Source organism: Catenuloplanes nepalensis, assembly GCF_030811575.1.
Lineage (GTDB): Bacteria > Actinomycetota > Actinomycetes > Mycobacteriales > Micromonosporaceae > Catenuloplanes > Catenuloplanes nepalensis.
On sequence record NZ_JAUSRA010000001.1, the window covers coordinates 9,481,956 to 9,498,465 of the forward strand.

Below are 16,510 nucleotides of genomic sequence, written 5' to 3' on the forward strand. Positions count from 1 at the left end.
TCAGCGCTCCACGATGACGACGTCGAGCCGGCGCGGGCCGTGCACGCCCTCCACCCGGTTGAGTTCGATGTCGCTGGTCGCGGACGGGCCGGAGATGAGCGTCAGCGGCCGTGTCGGGTCGGGGAGCCGGCCTAGCGCGGCCGGCACGCCGCCGAGGATCTGATCGGTCCACACCACGCAGACGTGGTGGTCCGGCACCAGGCTGAGCACGCGCCGGCCCTGATCCGGGCCGGCGTCCAGGATCAGCGTTCCGGTGGCCGCGATCGCGACCGCGGCGCCGGTGACCACGGTGACGCCGGGCGCGTCCAGCGTGGCGACCGAGATCGGCTCGGCGACGGAGTCGCGCAGGACCGGGACGGAGTCGCGCAGGACCGGGCCGGTGAGCCACGAGGCCGGCAGGCCGGGCGGCACCACCACGGTGGACGACGTGGCCAGCAGGCCGCCGAGCACATCGGCCAGCGACGCGGCAGCCGCCCGGTGCACGCCGGCCTTGTAGTCGACCAGCCGGTCCACCAGCACCTCGACCACGTCGATGCCGGGCACGTCCCGCCGGTAGTCGCGGGGCACCGGCGCCGCCGAGCCGGGGCGGGCGGCCCGGACGCGGGCCAGGATCTCCGTACGCGCGTCGCTCATCGCTTGGTCCACCATTCCCGGAAGGTCTGCTTCGGCGGCAGCGGCACGTCGCGGCTGTCCGTCCACGCCGAGGCCGGCCACGGCAGCCGGCGCAGTCGCCCGAACCCGCGCAGTGGCGCGCTGCCCCGGCGGGCGGCCCGGAGCGCGGCGGCGTACCGGCGGCGGTCCCGCATGATCCAGGAGAGCGCGCGGAACGCGGCCCGCTCCGCCGCCGGCTTGGGGCCCTTCTGCCGCAGGTGGACCAGCACCTCGGGGATGTCGATCCGCACCGGGCAGGCGTCGAAGCAGGCACCGCAGAGCGACGACGCGTACGGCAGTGTCTTGTTCGCCCCGCCGCCGGTCATCTGCGGCGACAGGATCGCGCCGATCGGCCCGGGGTAGACCGACCCGTACGCGTGCCCGCCCACCCGTTCGTAGACCGGGCACACGTTCAGGCACGCGGAGCAGCGGATGCACCGCAGCGCCTGCCGCCCCACCTCGTCCTCCAGAACGGCGGTCCGCCCGTTGTCGATCAGCACGATGTGCGTGGTCCGGGGCCCGTCGCCGGGCGTCACCCCGGTCCACATCGACGTGTACGGGTTCATCCGCTCCCCGGTCGACGAGCGCGGCAGCAGCTGCAGGAACACCTCCAGCTCGGAGAAGGACGGCAGGATCTTCTCGATGCCGACCACCGAGATCAGCGTCTCCGGCAGGGTCAGGCACATCCGCCCGTTGCCCTCGGACTCGACCACGACCAGCGTGCCGGTCTCCGCGATCGCGAAGTTCGCGCCCGAGACACCGACCGTGGCGCTGAGGAACTTCGCCCGCAGGTGCTTCCGGGCCGCCTCGGCGAGCGCGGGCGGATCATCGGTCAGCCCCGCGAGGACGCCCGGCATCTTCGAGAGGAAGATGTCCCGGATCTGGCTGCGGTTGTAGTGGATGGCCGGGACCAGGATGTGCGACGGCGTGTCCCCGGCGAGCTGCACGATCAGCTCCGCGAGGTCGGTCTCGGTCGCCTCGATCCCGACCGCTTCCAGCGCCTCGTTGAGCCCGATCTCCTGGGTGGCCATCGACTTGACCTTGACGACCTCGCGCGCCGCGGTCTGGAGCACCAGCCGGGTGACGATCTCGCACGCCTCCGCCGCGTCACGTGCCCAGTGCACCACCGCGCCGGCCCGGGTCGCCGCCGCCTCGAACTGTTCCAGCAGCTCGGGCAGGCGGGCGAGGACGTCGTCCTTGATCGCGGCACCGGCCCGGCGCAACTCCTCCCAGTCGTCGACCTCGCCGACCACGCGCAGCCGCTTGTCCCGGATCGTGTGCGTGGCGCGCCGCAGGTTGGCCCGCAGCTGCGCGTCGGAGAGCTCCAGCCGGGCCGCGTCCGGAAACGGCTTCAGCGCGACGATGTTCCCGGTCCCGTTCACGATGTGCTCCCGGTGCTGGCGAGGATCTCGGCGTAGTGGATCGGCTTCGCGGTCGACGTCGCGCGCCGGGACAGCCCGCCGCCGATGTGCGTCAGGCAGGAGTTGTCCGCGGCCACGACGTATTCCGCACCGGTGTCGTCCACCGCGCCGCACTTGTCGGCCAGCATCGCGGACGAGACACCGGAGTTCTTCAGCGCGAACGTGCCACCGAACCCGCAGCACTCCTCGGCGCCGCTCAGTTCTCGAAGTTCCAGCCCTCGGACCGCGCGCAGCAGCGCCAGCGGCTTGTCGCCGAGGCGCAGCATCCGCAGCCCGTGACAGGTCGGGTGATAGGTCACGGTGTGCGGGAAGACCGCGCCCAGGTCGGTCACGCCCAGCACGTCGACCAGCAGCTCCGCGAGTTCATAGGTGCGCGGCGCCACCTTCGCCACGCCGCTTTCAAGATCAGAATCACCCAGAGCCAGCCGGGGGTACGAATCCCGCACCATCGCCACGCAGGAGCCGGACGGTGCCACCACCGCGTCGTAGTCGCGGAACGTGTCGACGAAGCCGCGCACCATCGGCATCGCCTCCGCGCGGTAGCCGGAGTTCGCGTGCATCTGCCCGCAGCAGGTCTGTGCCGCCGGGAAGTCGACGGTGTGCCCGAGCCGTTCCAGGATGGACACCACCGCCTTGCCGGTGTCCGGGTACATCAGGTCGTTCACGCAGGTGATGAAGAGCGCTATCCGCACGGCGTCAGCTCCCGAAGTAGGGCAGGTGCCGCTCGCGGGCGGCGGTGATGTGGTCACGCATGGCCGCCCCGGCCGCGGGGCCGTCACCGGCCGCGATCGCGTCGACGATCCGGTGGTGCTCGGCCGCGCTGGTCCCGTAGTGGCTCTGCGGGAAGTTGAGCCGGAACAGGTGCAGGTGCGAGCGCAGCCGGACGATCGCGTCGCGCAGCATCCCGTTGCCGGACAGCTCCGCGACCCGGTGGTGGAACCGGGCGTCCTGCGCGGTGAACTCCGCGATCCCGGCGAAGCCCGGCGAGCCGGGTTCCCCGGGCAGGTCGGCCTCGGCGCGCAGATCGTCCGCGTACACCGCCTTCGCCGCCGCGGCCGGCTCCAGCAGCAGCCGCATCTCGACCAGGTCCTCGAACTCCGCGCGACTGAGAAGTGGTGACGCGGTGTAGCCGACCAGCGCCCGCTTGCGGACCAGGCCGTCGGACTCGAGGCGGGCCAGCGCCTCCCGTACCGGCGTGGGGGAGACCTGAAGACGGCGCGCCAGCGCGTCGATGTTGATCTTCTCGCCCGGCGCCACCGCGTGATCCATGATCAGCGTCTGCACCGACGTGTACACGTCATCGGTGAGCGTGAGTCTCCTGACCGGCTGCATCGGCACCTAATCTGTGTGAGCGGGAACACGGAAGGCAGATCCTATAGGATCTACGGCGCAAAGGAGAAGGCCATGGACCCGGCGGCACGCATCCGGCTCGGGGGCAGCGATGTCCTGGTCACCCGCCTCGGCCTCGGTCTCGCGCCGATCGGCGGCCTCTACGCCCCGGTCGGCGACGCGACCGCCACGGCCGTCATCGACCGCGCCTGGCAGCGTGGCATCCGCCTGTTCGACACGGCCCCGCTCTACGGACACGGCCTCTCCGAGCGGCGCACCGGCGCCGCGTTGCGCGACAAACCCCGTCACCAGATGGTGCTCTCCACCAAGGCCGGCCGGCTCGTCGTCCCCGGCGACGCGGGTGATCCGACGTGGACCGAGTCGTCGTCGCGCGCCACGTTCGACGTCTCCGCCGCCGGAATCCGCCGCTCGGTCTCCGAGAGCCTGGAACGGCTCGGCCTGGACCGGGTGGACCTGCTGCACCTGCACGACCCGGACGACCACTACCTGCCTGCGCTGCACGAGGCGCTGCCGGCAATGGCCGAGCTGCGCAAATCCGGCGCGGTCGGCGCGATCAGCATCGGGATGAACCAGGCGCCGATGCTCGCCGCGTTCATCCGCGCGACGGGCGCGCCCGGCCCGGACGCGGTCATGGTGGCCGGCCGCTACACGCTGCTGGACCAGTCCGCGCTCGACGACCTGCTGCCGCTCGCCGCGCGCCGCGGGATCTCCGTGCTGGCCGCCGCGCCGTTTAACTCCGGCCTGCTCGCCGACCCGCGGCCCGGCGCCCGCTTCGACTACGCGCCCGCCGCACACGCCCGGCTCGGTCAGGCCATCAAGATCAAGGACATCTGCCGGGGGTACGGGGTCCCGCTGCGCGCCGCCGCGCTCCAGTTCGCGTTCGGCCACCCGGCCGTGGCGGCCGTGGTCTGCGGTGCCCGCACGCCGGCCGAGGTCGACGACAACGTGGCGATGACCGCGCTGCCGATCCCGCCGGAGCTGTGGACCGCGCTCAAGGCAGAGAACCTGCTTCCCGCGCACGTCCCCACTCCGTGATCAGCTCGCTCCCGCACCATGAGGCTTGTTCAGCGGGGCGAGCCGACGCCGCGTCGCCGCAGGCCAGCGCCGTTGGCGCGTAACGTGCTGAATAAGCCTCCATGATCCAGGTGCCCCACGTCGTTCCAGCGACCCGGGGGACGCCTGGATCATGAGGTCGGCGGGCATCGCGGAAGCCCTGCCGAGCGCACCAGCGGCAACTCTGGTTTCATCGGGATCATGAGCGACGGCGAACTCGTATTCATCGGCTGCTACACCTCCGAGGCGGGCGGCCGGGGTGACGGCATCTCCGTGGCCCGCCGCGACCCGCGCACCGGCGAGCTCTCCGCGCCGCGCCTGGCCGCCGCCACGCCGTCCCCCTCGTTCCTGGCCCGGCACCCGCGCCTGCCCGTGCTCTACGCGGCCGGCGAGCTGACCGAGGGCCGGATCACCGCGTGGGCGATCGCGGAGAACGGCGACCTGACGCTGCTCGGCGAGCAGCCCACCGGCGGCGAGGCACCGTGCCACCTGGCCGTCACCGCGGACGGCGGGCACCTGGTCACCGCGAACTACGGCAGCGGCAGCGTCTCCGTGCACCCGCTCGACCTGCTCGGCGTGCCGGGCGAGCGCACCGACCTGCGGCAGCACTCCGGCACCGGCCCGGTCGAGGACCGGCAGGAGGGGCCGCACGCGCACATGGCCACGCCGGACCCGGACGGCGACCGGGTCTGGGTGATCGACCTCGGCGTGGACGGGCTCTTCCCGTACCGGCTGGACCCGTCGACCGGGCAGCTCGAGCCGCCGCCCGCGCCGTTCCACGTGCGCCCCGGCACCGGCCCCCGGCACCTGGCCCGCGCGGACGGCCGCCTCTACGTGGTCGGCGAGCTGGACGGCTCGATCACCGGCTACGACGCGGCCGCGGACGGCACGCTGAGTGAGCTCGGCCGGGCGCGCACGAGCGGCGCGGACGGCACGGTGCAGCCCTCCGAGATCGGCCTCGGCGCGGACGGACGTTTCGGGTACGTTGCCAACCGCGGAGCCGACACGATTGCCGTTTTCGCACTGGATGAGACTTCCGGCATTCCCGCACTGATCGGTGAGGTGCCGTCCGGCGGTGTCTGGCCGCGCCATTTCTCGATCATGCCGAGCATCGAGCCCGGTGGATCGGAGTTCCTCTACGTGGCGCACGAGAGATCGGACACCGTCATCACGTTCCGCCTCGACCCGGAGACCGGAATCCCCGCTCTCGGCGGTGCTGTGCTGGAGCTCGGCAGCCCGACATGCGTTCTTCGCGCTTGATCATGGTTTTTCGGGAATGTCGTGTCCGATTCGGAGAACGATCACCGTGATGGGGTCTGGACGGCAACCTTAAAGCTTTCCTAAACTACTGTGCCGGTCTTACCGAATTTGCCGACACGCGGAAACCAACCAATTACGAAGAGTGATTTTGCTGGCATAGATCGGTTTCGTCTCCGTAACTTTCGACCGAACGTCTGTGGCGTTCGGCCGCGATCGTGCGGAGTATTGGCGTGTGCCAGGCCGCCATCGCATGAACAGCAGCTTTCGGGGAGCCGGTGCCATCGCCGCGGCGATGGCCCTGGTTGCCGTCGTCTCCGGCTCCTACCTTGGTTACCGACAGTTATCGCAGCCCAGTTGCGCCGGGTCGGTGCCACTGGTCGTCGCGGCGTCGCCGGAGATCGTCGAGCCGATCAGGGCCGCCGCCGACGCGAAGGTCGCGGCCGGTGCCGGCGTCGACGGCCGCTGCCTCGAGGTCACGGTGCAGGCCGCCGAGCCGGTCGAGATCGCGGCCGCCATCGCCACCAAGCACGCCACCACGCTGACCGGCGTCGGCCAGGGCAGCGGCGCGACCGTGCTCCCCGACGTCTGGGTGCCGGACTCCTCCACCTGGCTGCAGCGCCTCGAGCAGGCCGCACCGGGCTTCCAGCCGCTCAACGGCGCGTCCGTCGCGACCAGCCCGGTCGTCGTGGCCATGCCGGAGCCGCTGGCCAAGACCATGGTCGGCTGGCCGGAGAAGAAGCTGCAGTGGTCCGAGCTGCTCGGCCAGATGACCAGCAGCGACTCCCCGCTGAAGACCGGCATCGTCGACCCGGCCCGGGACGCCTCCGGCCTGGCCGGTCTGCTCGCGCTCGGGCAGGCCTCGGCCGGCAACGGCAACGACGCGGCCCGCGTGGGTGTGCTGCGCACGCTCGCGCTGAACCGGTCCAACCTGCGCGCCGACCTGATGGCGAAGTTCCCGAAGTCCGAGGACCCGGCCGCGCTGGCCAACGGGGTCGGGCTGGCCGCGCTCTCCGAGGAGGACGTGATCGCGTACAACGCGACCCAGCCCCCGGTCTCGCTGGCCGCGCTCTACGTCGAGCCGGCCGCGGTCGCGCTGGACTACCCGTTCGCCGTGATGCCCGAGGCGGACGCGGCCAAGAACAACGCGGCCGACCTGCTCTTCGGCGAGCTGGCGTCGAGCCCGGCCTACCGTGACTCGCTGGCCAAGGCCGGCCTGCGCTCCTCCGACGGCACCGCGGGCGGCGGGTTCGCGGCACCGACCGGCGCGCCCAGCCCGGAGGCGATCGCCGCGTCCGCGCCCGCCAGTGGCGGCGGCGCGGCGAACGGGCTGGACGCGGCCGCGATCGGCCGCGCGCTGGCCAGCTGGACCGCGATCACGTCGCCCGGCCGCATGCTGGTGGTCTTCGACGTCTCCGGCTCGATGCTCGGCACGGTGCCCACGGCCGCCGGCAAGACGCGTAACCAGGTGATGGTCGAGGCGGCCGGCCGCGGCCTGGGCCTGCTCGACAACGAGTGGTGGCTCGGCGTCTGGGTGTTCTCCACCGAGCTGCAGGGCTCCCGGGACTACCGCGAGCTGGTCCCGATCGGCCAGCTCAGCAAGCAGAAGGACGCACTGCAGGCCTCGCTCGGCGAGGTCCAGCCGGTCGAGGGCGGCGCCACCGGCCTCTACGACACCGTGCTCGCGTCATACCTCGCGGTCCAGGAGGGCTACCAGGCCGACAAGGTCAACTCGGTGGTGCTCTTCACCGACGGCCAGAACGAGGACGCGAACAGCATCAGCCGCGAGGAGCTGGTCGCACAGCTCAAGGAGAAGTCCGACGCCAAGCGGCCGGTCCGGGTGATCCTGGTGGGCATCGGCAACGAGGTGAACAAGGAGGAGCTGGAGACGATCGCGGAGGCCGGCGGCGGTGGCGCGTTCGTCGCGCAGGACCCCGCGAAGATCGACGAGATCTTCCTCCAGGCGATCGCCTCCCGCGCCGCGACGGTCGGCTGATCCGGAGCCACCGTCGCCCTCGGGCAAACCGTCCGGCCAGCGGAAATTCCACCGTACGGCGGAACTGGCGGTAATCGGTCGCGGATATTCTGCGACCGGCCCTGCTGAACGATCATGGGCTTTCCCGCCTTTCCGCGGGCACAACTGGGAGGGCCGATGACGTCAGCGACGCTAGCGCCGTCGTCCGGGACACACCCGGACGACACCCAGCCGGACGCCTCCGTAGCCACGCTCCGCCTCCGGCAGCACCGCTACGTCCGCAGCCTCGTGATCATCGACGCGATCGTGGTCGCGGTCGCGGTGCTGGCCGGCTACGTCGGGCGCTTCTACGACACCCCGGCGATCGGCGTCGAGGTCCCCTACTACGTCATCCTGCCGGTCCTCGCGGTCGTCTGGCTGCTCTCCCTCAAGGGCCTGCGCTGCTACGACGACCGGGTGCTCGGCTACGGCGCCGACGAGTACCGCCGGATCTTCACCGCCAGCCTCCGGGTCGCCGGCGGCGTCGCGATCGCCGGATACATCGTCGACATCGGCGTCGCCCGCGGCTTCCTGGCCATCTCGTTCGCGCTCGGCACGGTCCTGCTCATCGTCGCGCGCTGGGTGGCCCGGAAACGCCTGCACCGGCAGCGCACGAAGGGTCAGGGCTGGGCCCGCCGGGTGCTCGTCGTCGGCGACGCGCCACACGTGCTGGAACTGGTCCACACGCTGCGCCGCGAGCCGTACGCCGGGTATCACGTGGTCGGCGCCTGCATCCCGGACGCGCTCCTCGCACCGGTCCCGCAGCGCCTCGGCGACGTACCCGTGGTCGGCTCGTTCCGCAACATCCTCGACGCGGTCGCGGCCACCGGCGTGGACACGGTCGCGGTCACCGCCTCCGGCGAACTGACCGCCGGCCGGCTCCGGCGCCTCGGCTGGCAACTGGAGGGCACCGACGTCGACCTGGTCCTGGCGCCGGCGCTGACGGACGTGGCCGGCCCGCGCATCCACACCCGGCCGGTCGCCGGACTGCCGCTGATCCACGTCGAGTCGCCCGAGTTCCGCGGCGGGCGCAAGCTCATCAAGGAACTCATCGACCGCAGCCTGGCACTGCTGGTCACGCTGGCCGCGCTGCCGGTGATGATCGCGATCGCGCTGGCCATCAAGATCGACAGCCGGGGTCCGGTCATCTTCCGGCAGACGCGCGTGGGGCTGGACTCCAAGGAGTTCGGCGTCTTCAAGTTCCGCACCATGGTGACCAACGCGGACGCGCTCCTGGCCGAACTCACGGCGAAGAACGAGACCGACGGGCTGATGTTCAAGATGCGCAACGACCCGCGCGTCACCCGGGTCGGCCGGTTCCTGCGCAAGTGGTCACTCGACGAACTCCCGCAGCTGTTCAACGTTCTGCTCGGTCACATGAGCCTGGTCGGGCCGCGCCCGCCACTGCCGTCCGAGGTGGCCCGCTACGATGGAGACCTGGCCCGCCGCTTGCTGGTCAAGCCGGGCATGACCGGGTTGTGGCAGGTCAGCGGGCGATCCGATCTGTCCTGGGAGGACGGCGTCCGCCTCGACCTCTTCTACGTCGAGAACTGGTCACTCGCCGCCGACCTCACCATCCTGTGGAAGACCGTCGGCGCGGTCGTCCGCTCCCGCGGAGCCTACTGATTCGCGCATTCCGATTGCGATCCGCCGTGGTGCGAATAGCCCACAAGAATCAAAGGCCGGATCCAAGGCAAATTCATTTCCCGCTTCCGGTCCCCGGCCGCACCGCCGACTCCCGGTGCTGCCGCCAAAACTTACGCGGCTTCCGCGCCCGGCAAGCCTCGGCCGCGGAAGCTGCTCAGTTGTCGGTGCTGCTGGGAGATGGTGATCGGGCGTCGCACGCCCGATATTTCGCGTTATTGGGGACGGGGCAGCCAGGCGGCGACGGTATGTGTGCTTCGCACACCGCGTTCGGGGTGCCGTTTTGGCTGGGGAGGCTGTCGTGGGCGGGGAAATCGGCGGGAAAGTCCGCCACGGAGCGACTAGTGATACACAGAGCACCGTAAGAGGGCCTCTTACGGTGCTCTGTGTATCACTAGTCGCGCCCCGGCACGATAGTCGCCGGAATTAACCTGATATTTCGGGGCAAGGCGGCCTGACTCACTGATCGTGTTCGCTGTCTGGGACTGATCTTCCATGATGCGGAAGGTCAAAGCGTTCACCCGCACCCAGATCGCTAGCTGTTGCGACGCCGCGTCGTTTCGGGACCTATACCGGAAATGTCGCCTCAGTGAGGGTTGTTCAGTGCACCGGTCGCCGGCCGCGCCGGCCTGCGGCGACGCGACGTCAGCTCGTCGCGCTGGATAGGCCTCCGTGCATCGCCCGACGCAACCCGCCCGGATAGCGGCCTTACGCATGGCGCGGCGTGTTCAACCGGAGGACCCGGGAGAAGGGGTCAGGCGGTGCGCGCGGCGGAGGGGGCGTCCTCGGCCGGCTGCGTGGCGGTGCCGAAGGCCTGAAGGCCGGCGAGGAGCGCGGTGCGGGAGGTGGGGGACATCCGGGCGAGGACGCCGGACAGCTGGTCGCGGCGCTCGGTGCGGACCTCGTCGAGGAGCGCGTGGCCGGCGGAGGTGAGGATGAGCGAGATCTCGCGGCGGTCGGCGCGGCCGGGCTCGCGTTCCAGCATGCCGGCGGCGACGAGGCGGTCGCAGAGGCGGCTGGCGGAGGAGAGGATCATGCCGAGGTGCCCGGCGAGCCCGCCCAGGTTGATGCCCTCGTCCTGCTCCACGACGAGAAGGGCCCGCAGCTGCGAGCCTGAGAGGCGGTTGGTGGCCTTTTCCCGGGCGGTGTCCCAGACGCCCAGGAGCGCCTCGGCCGCCTCGTCGATCGCGGCGGCGTCGGCGGAGACGGTGGTGGTGGCGGTCGCGGGGGCGAGGATGGGATCCGGCCGGTTTGGCCCGTGCTGTACGGCCATCGTCCGCCGAGAGTACCCCCGCCATGTGTGTCGTGTCTCTATGGCGTACTGGGTGAGGTCTCGGTGAGCCAGGCGGCGGGTTCCTCGTGCACCGCGCGGATGATCGCGCCGGCGGCACCGATGACGGCCGCGTCGCTGCCGAGGCCGGCGGCGCGGACGCGGACCGGTGACCAGCTCGCGGTCAGCACGCGGGACGCGATCTGGGCCTCGATGCCGGGGGAGAGCCAGGGGGCGAGCGGCGCGTAGATGCCGCCGAGTACGACCGTGTCCACGTCCAGCAGGTTGATCACGCCGGCGATGGTGACGCCGAGCGCGGACGCGGCGGCCGACAGCCGGTCGAGCGCGGCGGCGTCGCCGGAGAGCGCGGCGGCCGCGAGGTCGTCGACGGACCGGCCCGGCGGGAGCAGGGCTTCCTGGCCGGCGTACTGCTCCAGGCAGCCGCGCGCGCCGCACCGGCAGGCCGGCCCGTCCGGGTGGACCGCGACGTGGCCGAGTTCGCCGCTCCAGCCGCGCGCGCCGCGGAACAGGCTGCCGTCCAGCACGATGCCGGCGCCGATGCCGATCTCGCCGGAGACGTAGAGGAAGCTCGACGAGCCGGACGGCGAGCCGTAGTGCAGTTCGCCGAGCGCGGCCAGGTTCGCCTCGTTCTCCACGGTGAGCGGGCCCGGGGTGAAGCCGGACGTGTTCACCTCGCGCCACCCGAGGTTCGGTGCGAGGCGGATCGTGCCGTCCGGCGAGACCAGGCCGGGCACGGCCACGGCCGTACCCGCGATGGTCAGTCCTTGATCTTGAGCGGCGGCGTGGGCGCGAGCGGCCAGCGAGGCCGTCGTGGACAGCACCAGGGCGGGGGAGACGCCCCGCCGATCGCCGGCCTGGATCTCCCGGTGCCGGACCGCGCCGCTCAGGTCCAGCACGCACGCGGCCAGGTAGTCGACGTTGATCTCCAGGCCGAGCCCGGCCGGGCCGTCCGCGTCGTTGAGCACGAGTCCGACGCCGGGCCGGCCGGCGCCGGTGCGGGGCGCGGGAGAGACCTCGCGCAACAGCCTGCCGGAGACGAGATCGTCGACGAGAGTGGAGACCGTGGCACGGGTGAGACCGGTGGCGGACGCGACGTCGGCGCGCGACTGCGGACTCGAAAGCGCGATCTGGGCCAGCACCAGCCGCAGATTGTGCTGGCGCAGACTCGCCTGCCGCACCGGCGTGCCGGCCGCGGAGATCCCGGAAATCACGGGGTTGACAATGCCACACGCCGCTCAAATAATTCAACCAATAAACAAATCGCGGATGTTACGTGGAGGTATCTGATGGTGAAGCCCACTCCCGCGGACCGGTTCACGTTCGGCCTGTGGACCGTCGGCTGGACCGCGCGTGACCCGTTCGGCGACGCCACCCGTGCACCGCTCGACGCCGTCGAGGCCGTGCACAAGCTCGCCGAGCTCGGTGCGTACGGCATGACGTTCCACGACGACGACCTGATCCCGTTCGGCGCCGGGACCGCCGCGCGCGACGAGCAGATCAGCCGGTTCAGGAAGGCGCTGGACGAGACCGGCCTCAAGGTCCCGATGGTCACCACCAACCTGTTCACCCATCCGGTGTTCAAGGACGGCGGCTTCACCAGCAACGACCGTTCGGTCCGGCGTTACGCGCTGCGCAAGGTGCTGCGCAACATCGACCTCGCCGCCGAGCTGGGCGCGAACACCTACGTGCTGTGGGGCGGCCGCGAGGGCTCGGAGTACGACCTGGCCAAGGACGTGCGCGCCGCGCTCGAGCGTTACAAGGAGGGTCTGAACCTCCTCACGCAGTATGTGACCGACAAGGGTTACGACATCCGCTTCGCGATCGAGCCGAAGCCGAACGAGCCCCGCGGCGACATCCTGCTCCCCACGGTCGGCCACGCGATCGCGTTCATCGGCGAGCTGGACAAGCCCGAGCTGGTCGGCCTCAACCCCGAGGTGGGCCACGAGCAGATGGCCGGCCTCAACTTCGCGCACGGCATCGCGCAGGCGCTCTGGCACGGCAAGCTCTTCCACATCGACCTCAACGGCCAGCGCGGCATCAAGTATGACCAGGACCTGGTCTTCGGCCACGGTGACCTGCTCAACGCGTTCGCCCTGGTCGACCTGCTGGAGAACGGCGCGCCCGGCGGTGGCGAGGCCTACTCCGGCCCGCGTCACTTCGACTACAAGCCGTCCCGCACCGAGGACTACGACGGCGTCTGGGCCTCCGCGGCCGCGAACATGCGGACCTACCTGCTGCTCAAGGAGCGTGCCGCCGCGTTCCGGGCCGACCCGGAGGTGCAGGAGGCGCTCGCGGCCAGCGGTGTCGCCGAGCTGAACCAGACCACGCTCGACGACGGCGAGACCGTCACGGACCTGCTGGCCGACAGGAGCAGCTTCGAGGAGTACGACGTGGACGCCGCCGCCCAGCGCGGCTTCGGCTTCGTCCGCCTCAACCAGCTCGCGGTCGAGCACGTGCTGGGTGCGCGGTAAAGACATGACTCTCGTTGCCGGGGTCGACTCGTCGACCCAGTCGTGCAAGGTCGTGATCCGCGACGCGGAGACCGGCACGCTCGTCCGGGAGGGCCGCTCGGCCCACCCGGACGGCACCGAGGTGCATCCGGACGCGTGGTGGCAGGCGCTGGAGCAGGCCTCCACCATGGCCGGCGGCCTCGACGACGTCGCCGCGATCAGCGTCGGTGGCCAGCAGCACGGCATGGTCACGCTCGACGAGCAGGGTGAGGTCGTCCGCCCCGCGCTGCTCTGGAACGACACCCGGTCCGCGCAGGCCGCCGTGGACCTGATCGACGAGCTCGGCGGCGCCCAGCAGTGGACGGACGCGGTCGGCCTGGTGCCGGTCGCCTCGTTCACCGTGACCAAGCTGCGCTGGCTGGCCGATCACGAGCCGGGCAACGTGGCCCGTGCCGCCGCGGTGTGCCTGCCGCACGACTGGCTCACCTGGAAGCTGGCCGGTGCGCCGGGCCTGGACGCGCTGTACACCGACCGCAGCGACGCCAGCGGCACGGGCTATTGGTCCGCGGCCACGAACGAGTACCGGCTGGACCTTCTCCGTCAGGCCGTGCGGAAGGACCTGACGGTCCCGACCGTCCTCGGCCCCACCGGCACGGCCGGCAACCACGGGAACGCCCTGCTCGGCCCGGGCGCCGGGGACAACGCGGCCGCCGGGTTCGGCGCCGGCGCGCAGCCCGGTGACGTGATCGTCTCCATCGGCACGTCCGGCACCGTCTTCTCGGTGGCGGACACGCCCGCGAACGACCCGAGCGGCATCGTCGCCGGGTTCGCGGACGTGACCGGCCGGTTCCTGCCGCTGGTCTGCACCCTGAACGCGGCCCGTGTGCTCACCACGGCCGCGACCATGCTCGGCGTGGACGTGGCGAAGCTGTCCGACCTGGCGCTCGACGCGCCGGCCGGCGCGGACGGGCTGGTGCTGGTGCCCTACCTGGAGGGCGAGCGCACGCCGAACAAGCCGCACGCGTCCGGCGCGGTGCACGGTCTGACGCTGCGCACCGGCACGCCCGCGCACCTGGCCCGGGCCGCGGTCGAGGGCATGCTGTGCGCGCTCGCGGACGGTCTGGACGCACTGCGCGCCCAGGGCGCCACGGTCAACCGGGTGATCCTGGTCGGCGGCGGCGCCCGTTCCGAGGCGGTCCGCCGGATCGCGCCCGCGGTCTTCGGGCTGCCGGTCGTGGTCCCGCCGCCGGGGGAGTACGTTGCCGACGGCGCCGCCCGGCAGGCCGCCTGGATCGCCACCGGCGCGGCTCCCGAGTGGACGATCAAGAACACGCAGGAGTACGGCGCTACGCCCGTCCCCGCGATCCGCGAGCAGTACGCCGCGGCCCGCGAGCTGACGGTCGACCGGCACTGAGGATGCAAAAAGGGCCCGCCGCTACTGACCGCGGCGGGCCCACTCGCAAGTTCGTTATCGCTGGATGAGGTCGCTGGCCAGGAAGTTCCGCCAGCTTGCCGGGGCGAATGTCAGCGTCGGTCCCTGCACGTCCTTCGAGTCGCGCACCCCGACGACGGCGTCGCCGAGCCGGGCGAACTCCACGCACTGTCCCTGGCCGTTACTGCGGCTGCTCTTGCGCCACGTGGCCTCGGACGGATTCGGCGCAACCATAGTGCGCCCTCCTACTCTGTTGATCTCGCCGACGTTGTGCTGTGAGGACGGACAGAGATCAACAGAGGTCGCCCGCTTCCAGGCAGTCTTCACCTGGGAGCGAACGCGTCCGCCTTCACGCTTAGTAGTTTAACGCTGTCCACCGGGGAGAGCGCAATCGCCCGCATATGGTCATATGCGGTGGCATGCGTGGCCACGTGCTCCGGACTGTCCAAAAGCAACGCTCCGGAGAGATTTTCCAGGTAGACCACGGTGGGATCGCCGGGGTTGGCGAATTCCATAATGGTGAAACCCACCCCCATCCCGGCATAAGGTCCCTGCCCGAACGGTAGGACCTGAATGGTGACGTTCGGTAACTGGCTGGTGTCCACAAGATGCCGAAGTTGCGCGGCCATGACGTCCGGCCCGCCGATGACGCGCTCCGTGACGGACTCGTCCAGGATGAGCCACAGCTTCGGCGGCGTCTCCCGGCGCAGCACGGCCTGCCGGGCCAGCCGTAGCTCCACCCGCTCGTCGATGCGCTCCGGCGAGTCCTCGGGGAACTCCGCCGCTATCACGGCCCGCGCGTAGCCCGGCGTCTGCAGCAGGCCGGTAACCAGCTGGATGTCGACGATCTGGAAGCCGGACGCCTCGTCCTCGAACGCCACGTAACCCGCGAACCACTGTGGCATCGAGCCGGAGTAGTCCACCCACCAGCCGTGTTCGCGCGCGTCCCGGGCCAGTTGCACCAGCGCGCCGCGCACCTCGGACGACACGCCGTAGACGCGCAGCAGTGTGCCGACCGTCCGCGGCTGGACGCGGATCTGTGCCGTCTCGATCCTGGACAGCGTGGATTTGCTGACCTTCGCCTCGGCGGCGGCCTGCTCTATGGTCAGGTCCGCCGCCTCCCGCAGCCGCCGCAGCTCGGATGCGAGCCGGCGCCGCCGCACCGTCGGATGGGTTCCCATAGCGCAGAGTGTCGCCGATGCAGGTCATGAGCGGGTAACCGCCTACCGCGAATTTCGGAGAAGTTCCAGCTCTGGAACTTGCTCCATAGTGGGAGTTGCAGGACGCGAGCCCAGATGCGAATCTGCTAGCGGCCGACATCAGGGAGGCGAGCCGGCGTGCATCCGACGGTCACGAGGGCCGATGCGTCCGACGCCCTGTGGGCGGCCGACCTGATCACCCGCGGGCTGGAGAGCCAGGCGCCCGCGGTCTGGCTGGTTCCGCCGCGCGCCCGCCGCCACGCGGTGCTCTCCACCGCGATCCGTGCCTCGATGCACGCGGCGCTGGAGATGGGCGAGGTGCTGTGCACGCCGGACCGGACCGGAGTCGCGGTCTGGCTGCCGCACGACGGCGACCCCTGGCCCGCGCTGCCCGGCCGGTTCGACGCCCGGATGGACGAGGTGACCGCGGAGTTCGGCGACCGGTTCCGCCAGCTGGTCCAGCTGCTGGCCGCGCACCACCCGGCCGAGCCGCACCACCACCTGCTGTTCATGGCCGTGGAGCAGAACCGGCGCGGTGAGGGGCTGGGCAGCGCGCTGCTGCGGGCCCACCACGCGCGGCTCGACGCGGCCGGCATTCCCGCCTACCTTGTCTCCGGCAATCCCGCCGCGCGCGATCTCTACGCCCGGCACGGCTATCGCGCCTCCGCGCCGATCCTGCTGCCGGACGGCGCCGCGTTCTGGCCCATGTGGCGCCGCAGCGCCCGGACCTCGAACTGAGCTACCCTCC

Annotated in this window: 15 protein-coding genes; 7 read left to right on the top strand and 8 right to left on the bottom strand. The window is 71.2% G+C overall.

The genetic code is table 11. The features are described 5' to 3' along the window. Genes J2S43_RS41315 through J2S43_RS41330 form a run of 4 tightly spaced genes read right to left on the bottom strand, consistent with a single transcriptional unit; the run spans position 1 to position 3,404 of the window. Positions 1–633, bottom strand: coding sequence for a LutC/YkgG family protein (locus tag J2S43_RS41315; RefSeq protein WP_306838837.1), 633 nt, complete (start codon positions 631–633; stop codon positions 1–3). Then, positions 630–2,033 (bottom strand): LutB/LldF family L-lactate oxidation iron-sulfur protein, encoded by a 1,404-nt coding sequence (locus J2S43_RS41320; protein WP_306838839.1) that lies wholly within the window; start codon positions 2,031–2,033, stop codon positions 630–632. The genes J2S43_RS41315 and J2S43_RS41320 overlap by 4 nt, the downstream gene beginning before the upstream one ends. Continuing rightward, positions 2,030–2,764, bottom strand: coding sequence for a (Fe-S)-binding protein (locus tag J2S43_RS41325; protein WP_306838841.1), 735 nt, complete (start codon positions 2,762–2,764; stop codon positions 2,030–2,032). Before J2S43_RS41325 ends, J2S43_RS41320 begins: the two co-directional genes overlap by 4 nt. Before the next feature lie 4 nt (positions 2,765–2,768). After that, positions 2,769–3,404 (bottom strand): GntR family transcriptional regulator, encoded by a 636-nt coding sequence (locus J2S43_RS41330; protein WP_306839785.1) that lies wholly within the window; start codon positions 3,402–3,404, stop codon positions 2,769–2,771. Positions 3,405–3,476: 72 nt separating this feature from the next. Between J2S43_RS41330 and J2S43_RS41335 the strand changes: the two genes are divergently transcribed. The 4 genes from J2S43_RS41335 (at position 3,477) to J2S43_RS41350 (ending at position 9,372) form a co-directional block, all read left to right on the top strand. Further along, positions 3,477–4,457 (top strand): aldo/keto reductase, encoded by a 981-nt coding sequence (locus J2S43_RS41335; RefSeq protein ID WP_306838843.1) that lies wholly within the window; start codon positions 3,477–3,479, stop codon positions 4,455–4,457. Between the two features lie 219 nt (positions 4,458–4,676). Continuing rightward, positions 4,677–5,735: a lactonase family protein gene (locus J2S43_RS41340; RefSeq protein WP_306838845.1), complete on the top strand. Its 1,059-nt coding sequence runs from the start codon at positions 4,677–4,679 to the stop codon at positions 5,733–5,735. Positions 5,736–5,985: 250 nt separating this feature from the next. Continuing rightward, on the top strand, positions 5,986–7,728 hold the full coding sequence (locus J2S43_RS41345; protein ID WP_306838847.1) for a substrate-binding domain-containing protein: 1,743 nt from the start codon (positions 5,986–5,988) through the stop codon (positions 7,726–7,728). A 156-nt stretch (positions 7,729–7,884) separates the two neighbouring features. Next, entirely contained in the window at positions 7,885–9,372 is a 1,488-nt protein-coding gene (locus tag J2S43_RS41350; RefSeq protein ID WP_306838848.1) for a sugar transferase, read from the top strand. 772 nt (positions 9,373–10,144) lie between these two features. Here J2S43_RS41350 and J2S43_RS41355 read toward each other — a convergent pair. Both J2S43_RS41355 and J2S43_RS41360 read right to left on the bottom strand, forming a co-directional pair. Further along, positions 10,145–10,663: a MarR family winged helix-turn-helix transcriptional regulator gene (locus J2S43_RS41355; RefSeq protein ID WP_306838850.1), complete on the bottom strand. Its 519-nt coding sequence runs from the start codon at positions 10,661–10,663 to the stop codon at positions 10,145–10,147. A gap of 38 nt (positions 10,664–10,701) precedes the next feature. Further along, entirely contained in the window at positions 10,702–11,892 is a 1,191-nt protein-coding gene (locus J2S43_RS41360; RefSeq protein WP_306838852.1) for an ROK family transcriptional regulator, read from the bottom strand. 72 nt (positions 11,893–11,964) lie between these two features. On the opposite strand from J2S43_RS41360, the gene xylA reads away from it, so the two are divergent. Together xylA and xylB are read left to right on the top strand one after the other, a co-directional pair. Then, positions 11,965–13,152 carry a xylose isomerase gene (gene xylA / locus J2S43_RS41365; protein WP_306839787.1) on the top strand — a complete coding sequence of 396 codons (1,188 nt, stop codon included), beginning with the start codon at positions 11,965–11,967 and terminating at the stop codon, positions 13,150–13,152. A gap of 4 nt (positions 13,153–13,156) precedes the next feature. Beyond that, positions 13,157–14,545 (top strand): xylulokinase, encoded by a 1,389-nt coding sequence (gene xylB, locus J2S43_RS41370; RefSeq protein WP_306838855.1) that lies wholly within the window; start codon positions 13,157–13,159, stop codon positions 14,543–14,545. Between the two features lie 54 nt (positions 14,546–14,599). Here the strand turns inward: xylB and J2S43_RS41375 are convergent, their stop codons facing one another. Both J2S43_RS41375 and J2S43_RS41380 read right to left on the bottom strand, forming a co-directional pair. Continuing rightward, positions 14,600–14,797 carry a DUF397 domain-containing protein gene (locus J2S43_RS41375; RefSeq protein ID WP_306838857.1) on the bottom strand — a complete coding sequence of 66 codons (198 nt, stop codon included), beginning with the start codon at positions 14,795–14,797 and terminating at the stop codon, positions 14,600–14,602. A gap of 89 nt (positions 14,798–14,886) precedes the next feature. Continuing rightward, complete coding sequence (locus tag J2S43_RS41380) at positions 14,887–15,744, bottom strand: helix-turn-helix domain-containing protein (RefSeq protein ID WP_306838859.1); 858 nt, start codon at positions 15,742–15,744, stop codon at positions 14,887–14,889. 156 nt (positions 15,745–15,900) lie between these two features. Between J2S43_RS41380 and J2S43_RS41385 the strand changes: the two genes are divergently transcribed. Further along, entirely contained in the window at positions 15,901–16,500 is a 600-nt protein-coding gene (locus tag J2S43_RS41385; protein ID WP_306838861.1) for a GNAT family N-acetyltransferase, read from the top strand. The last annotated feature ends 10 nt before the right edge of the window (positions 16,501–16,510 follow it).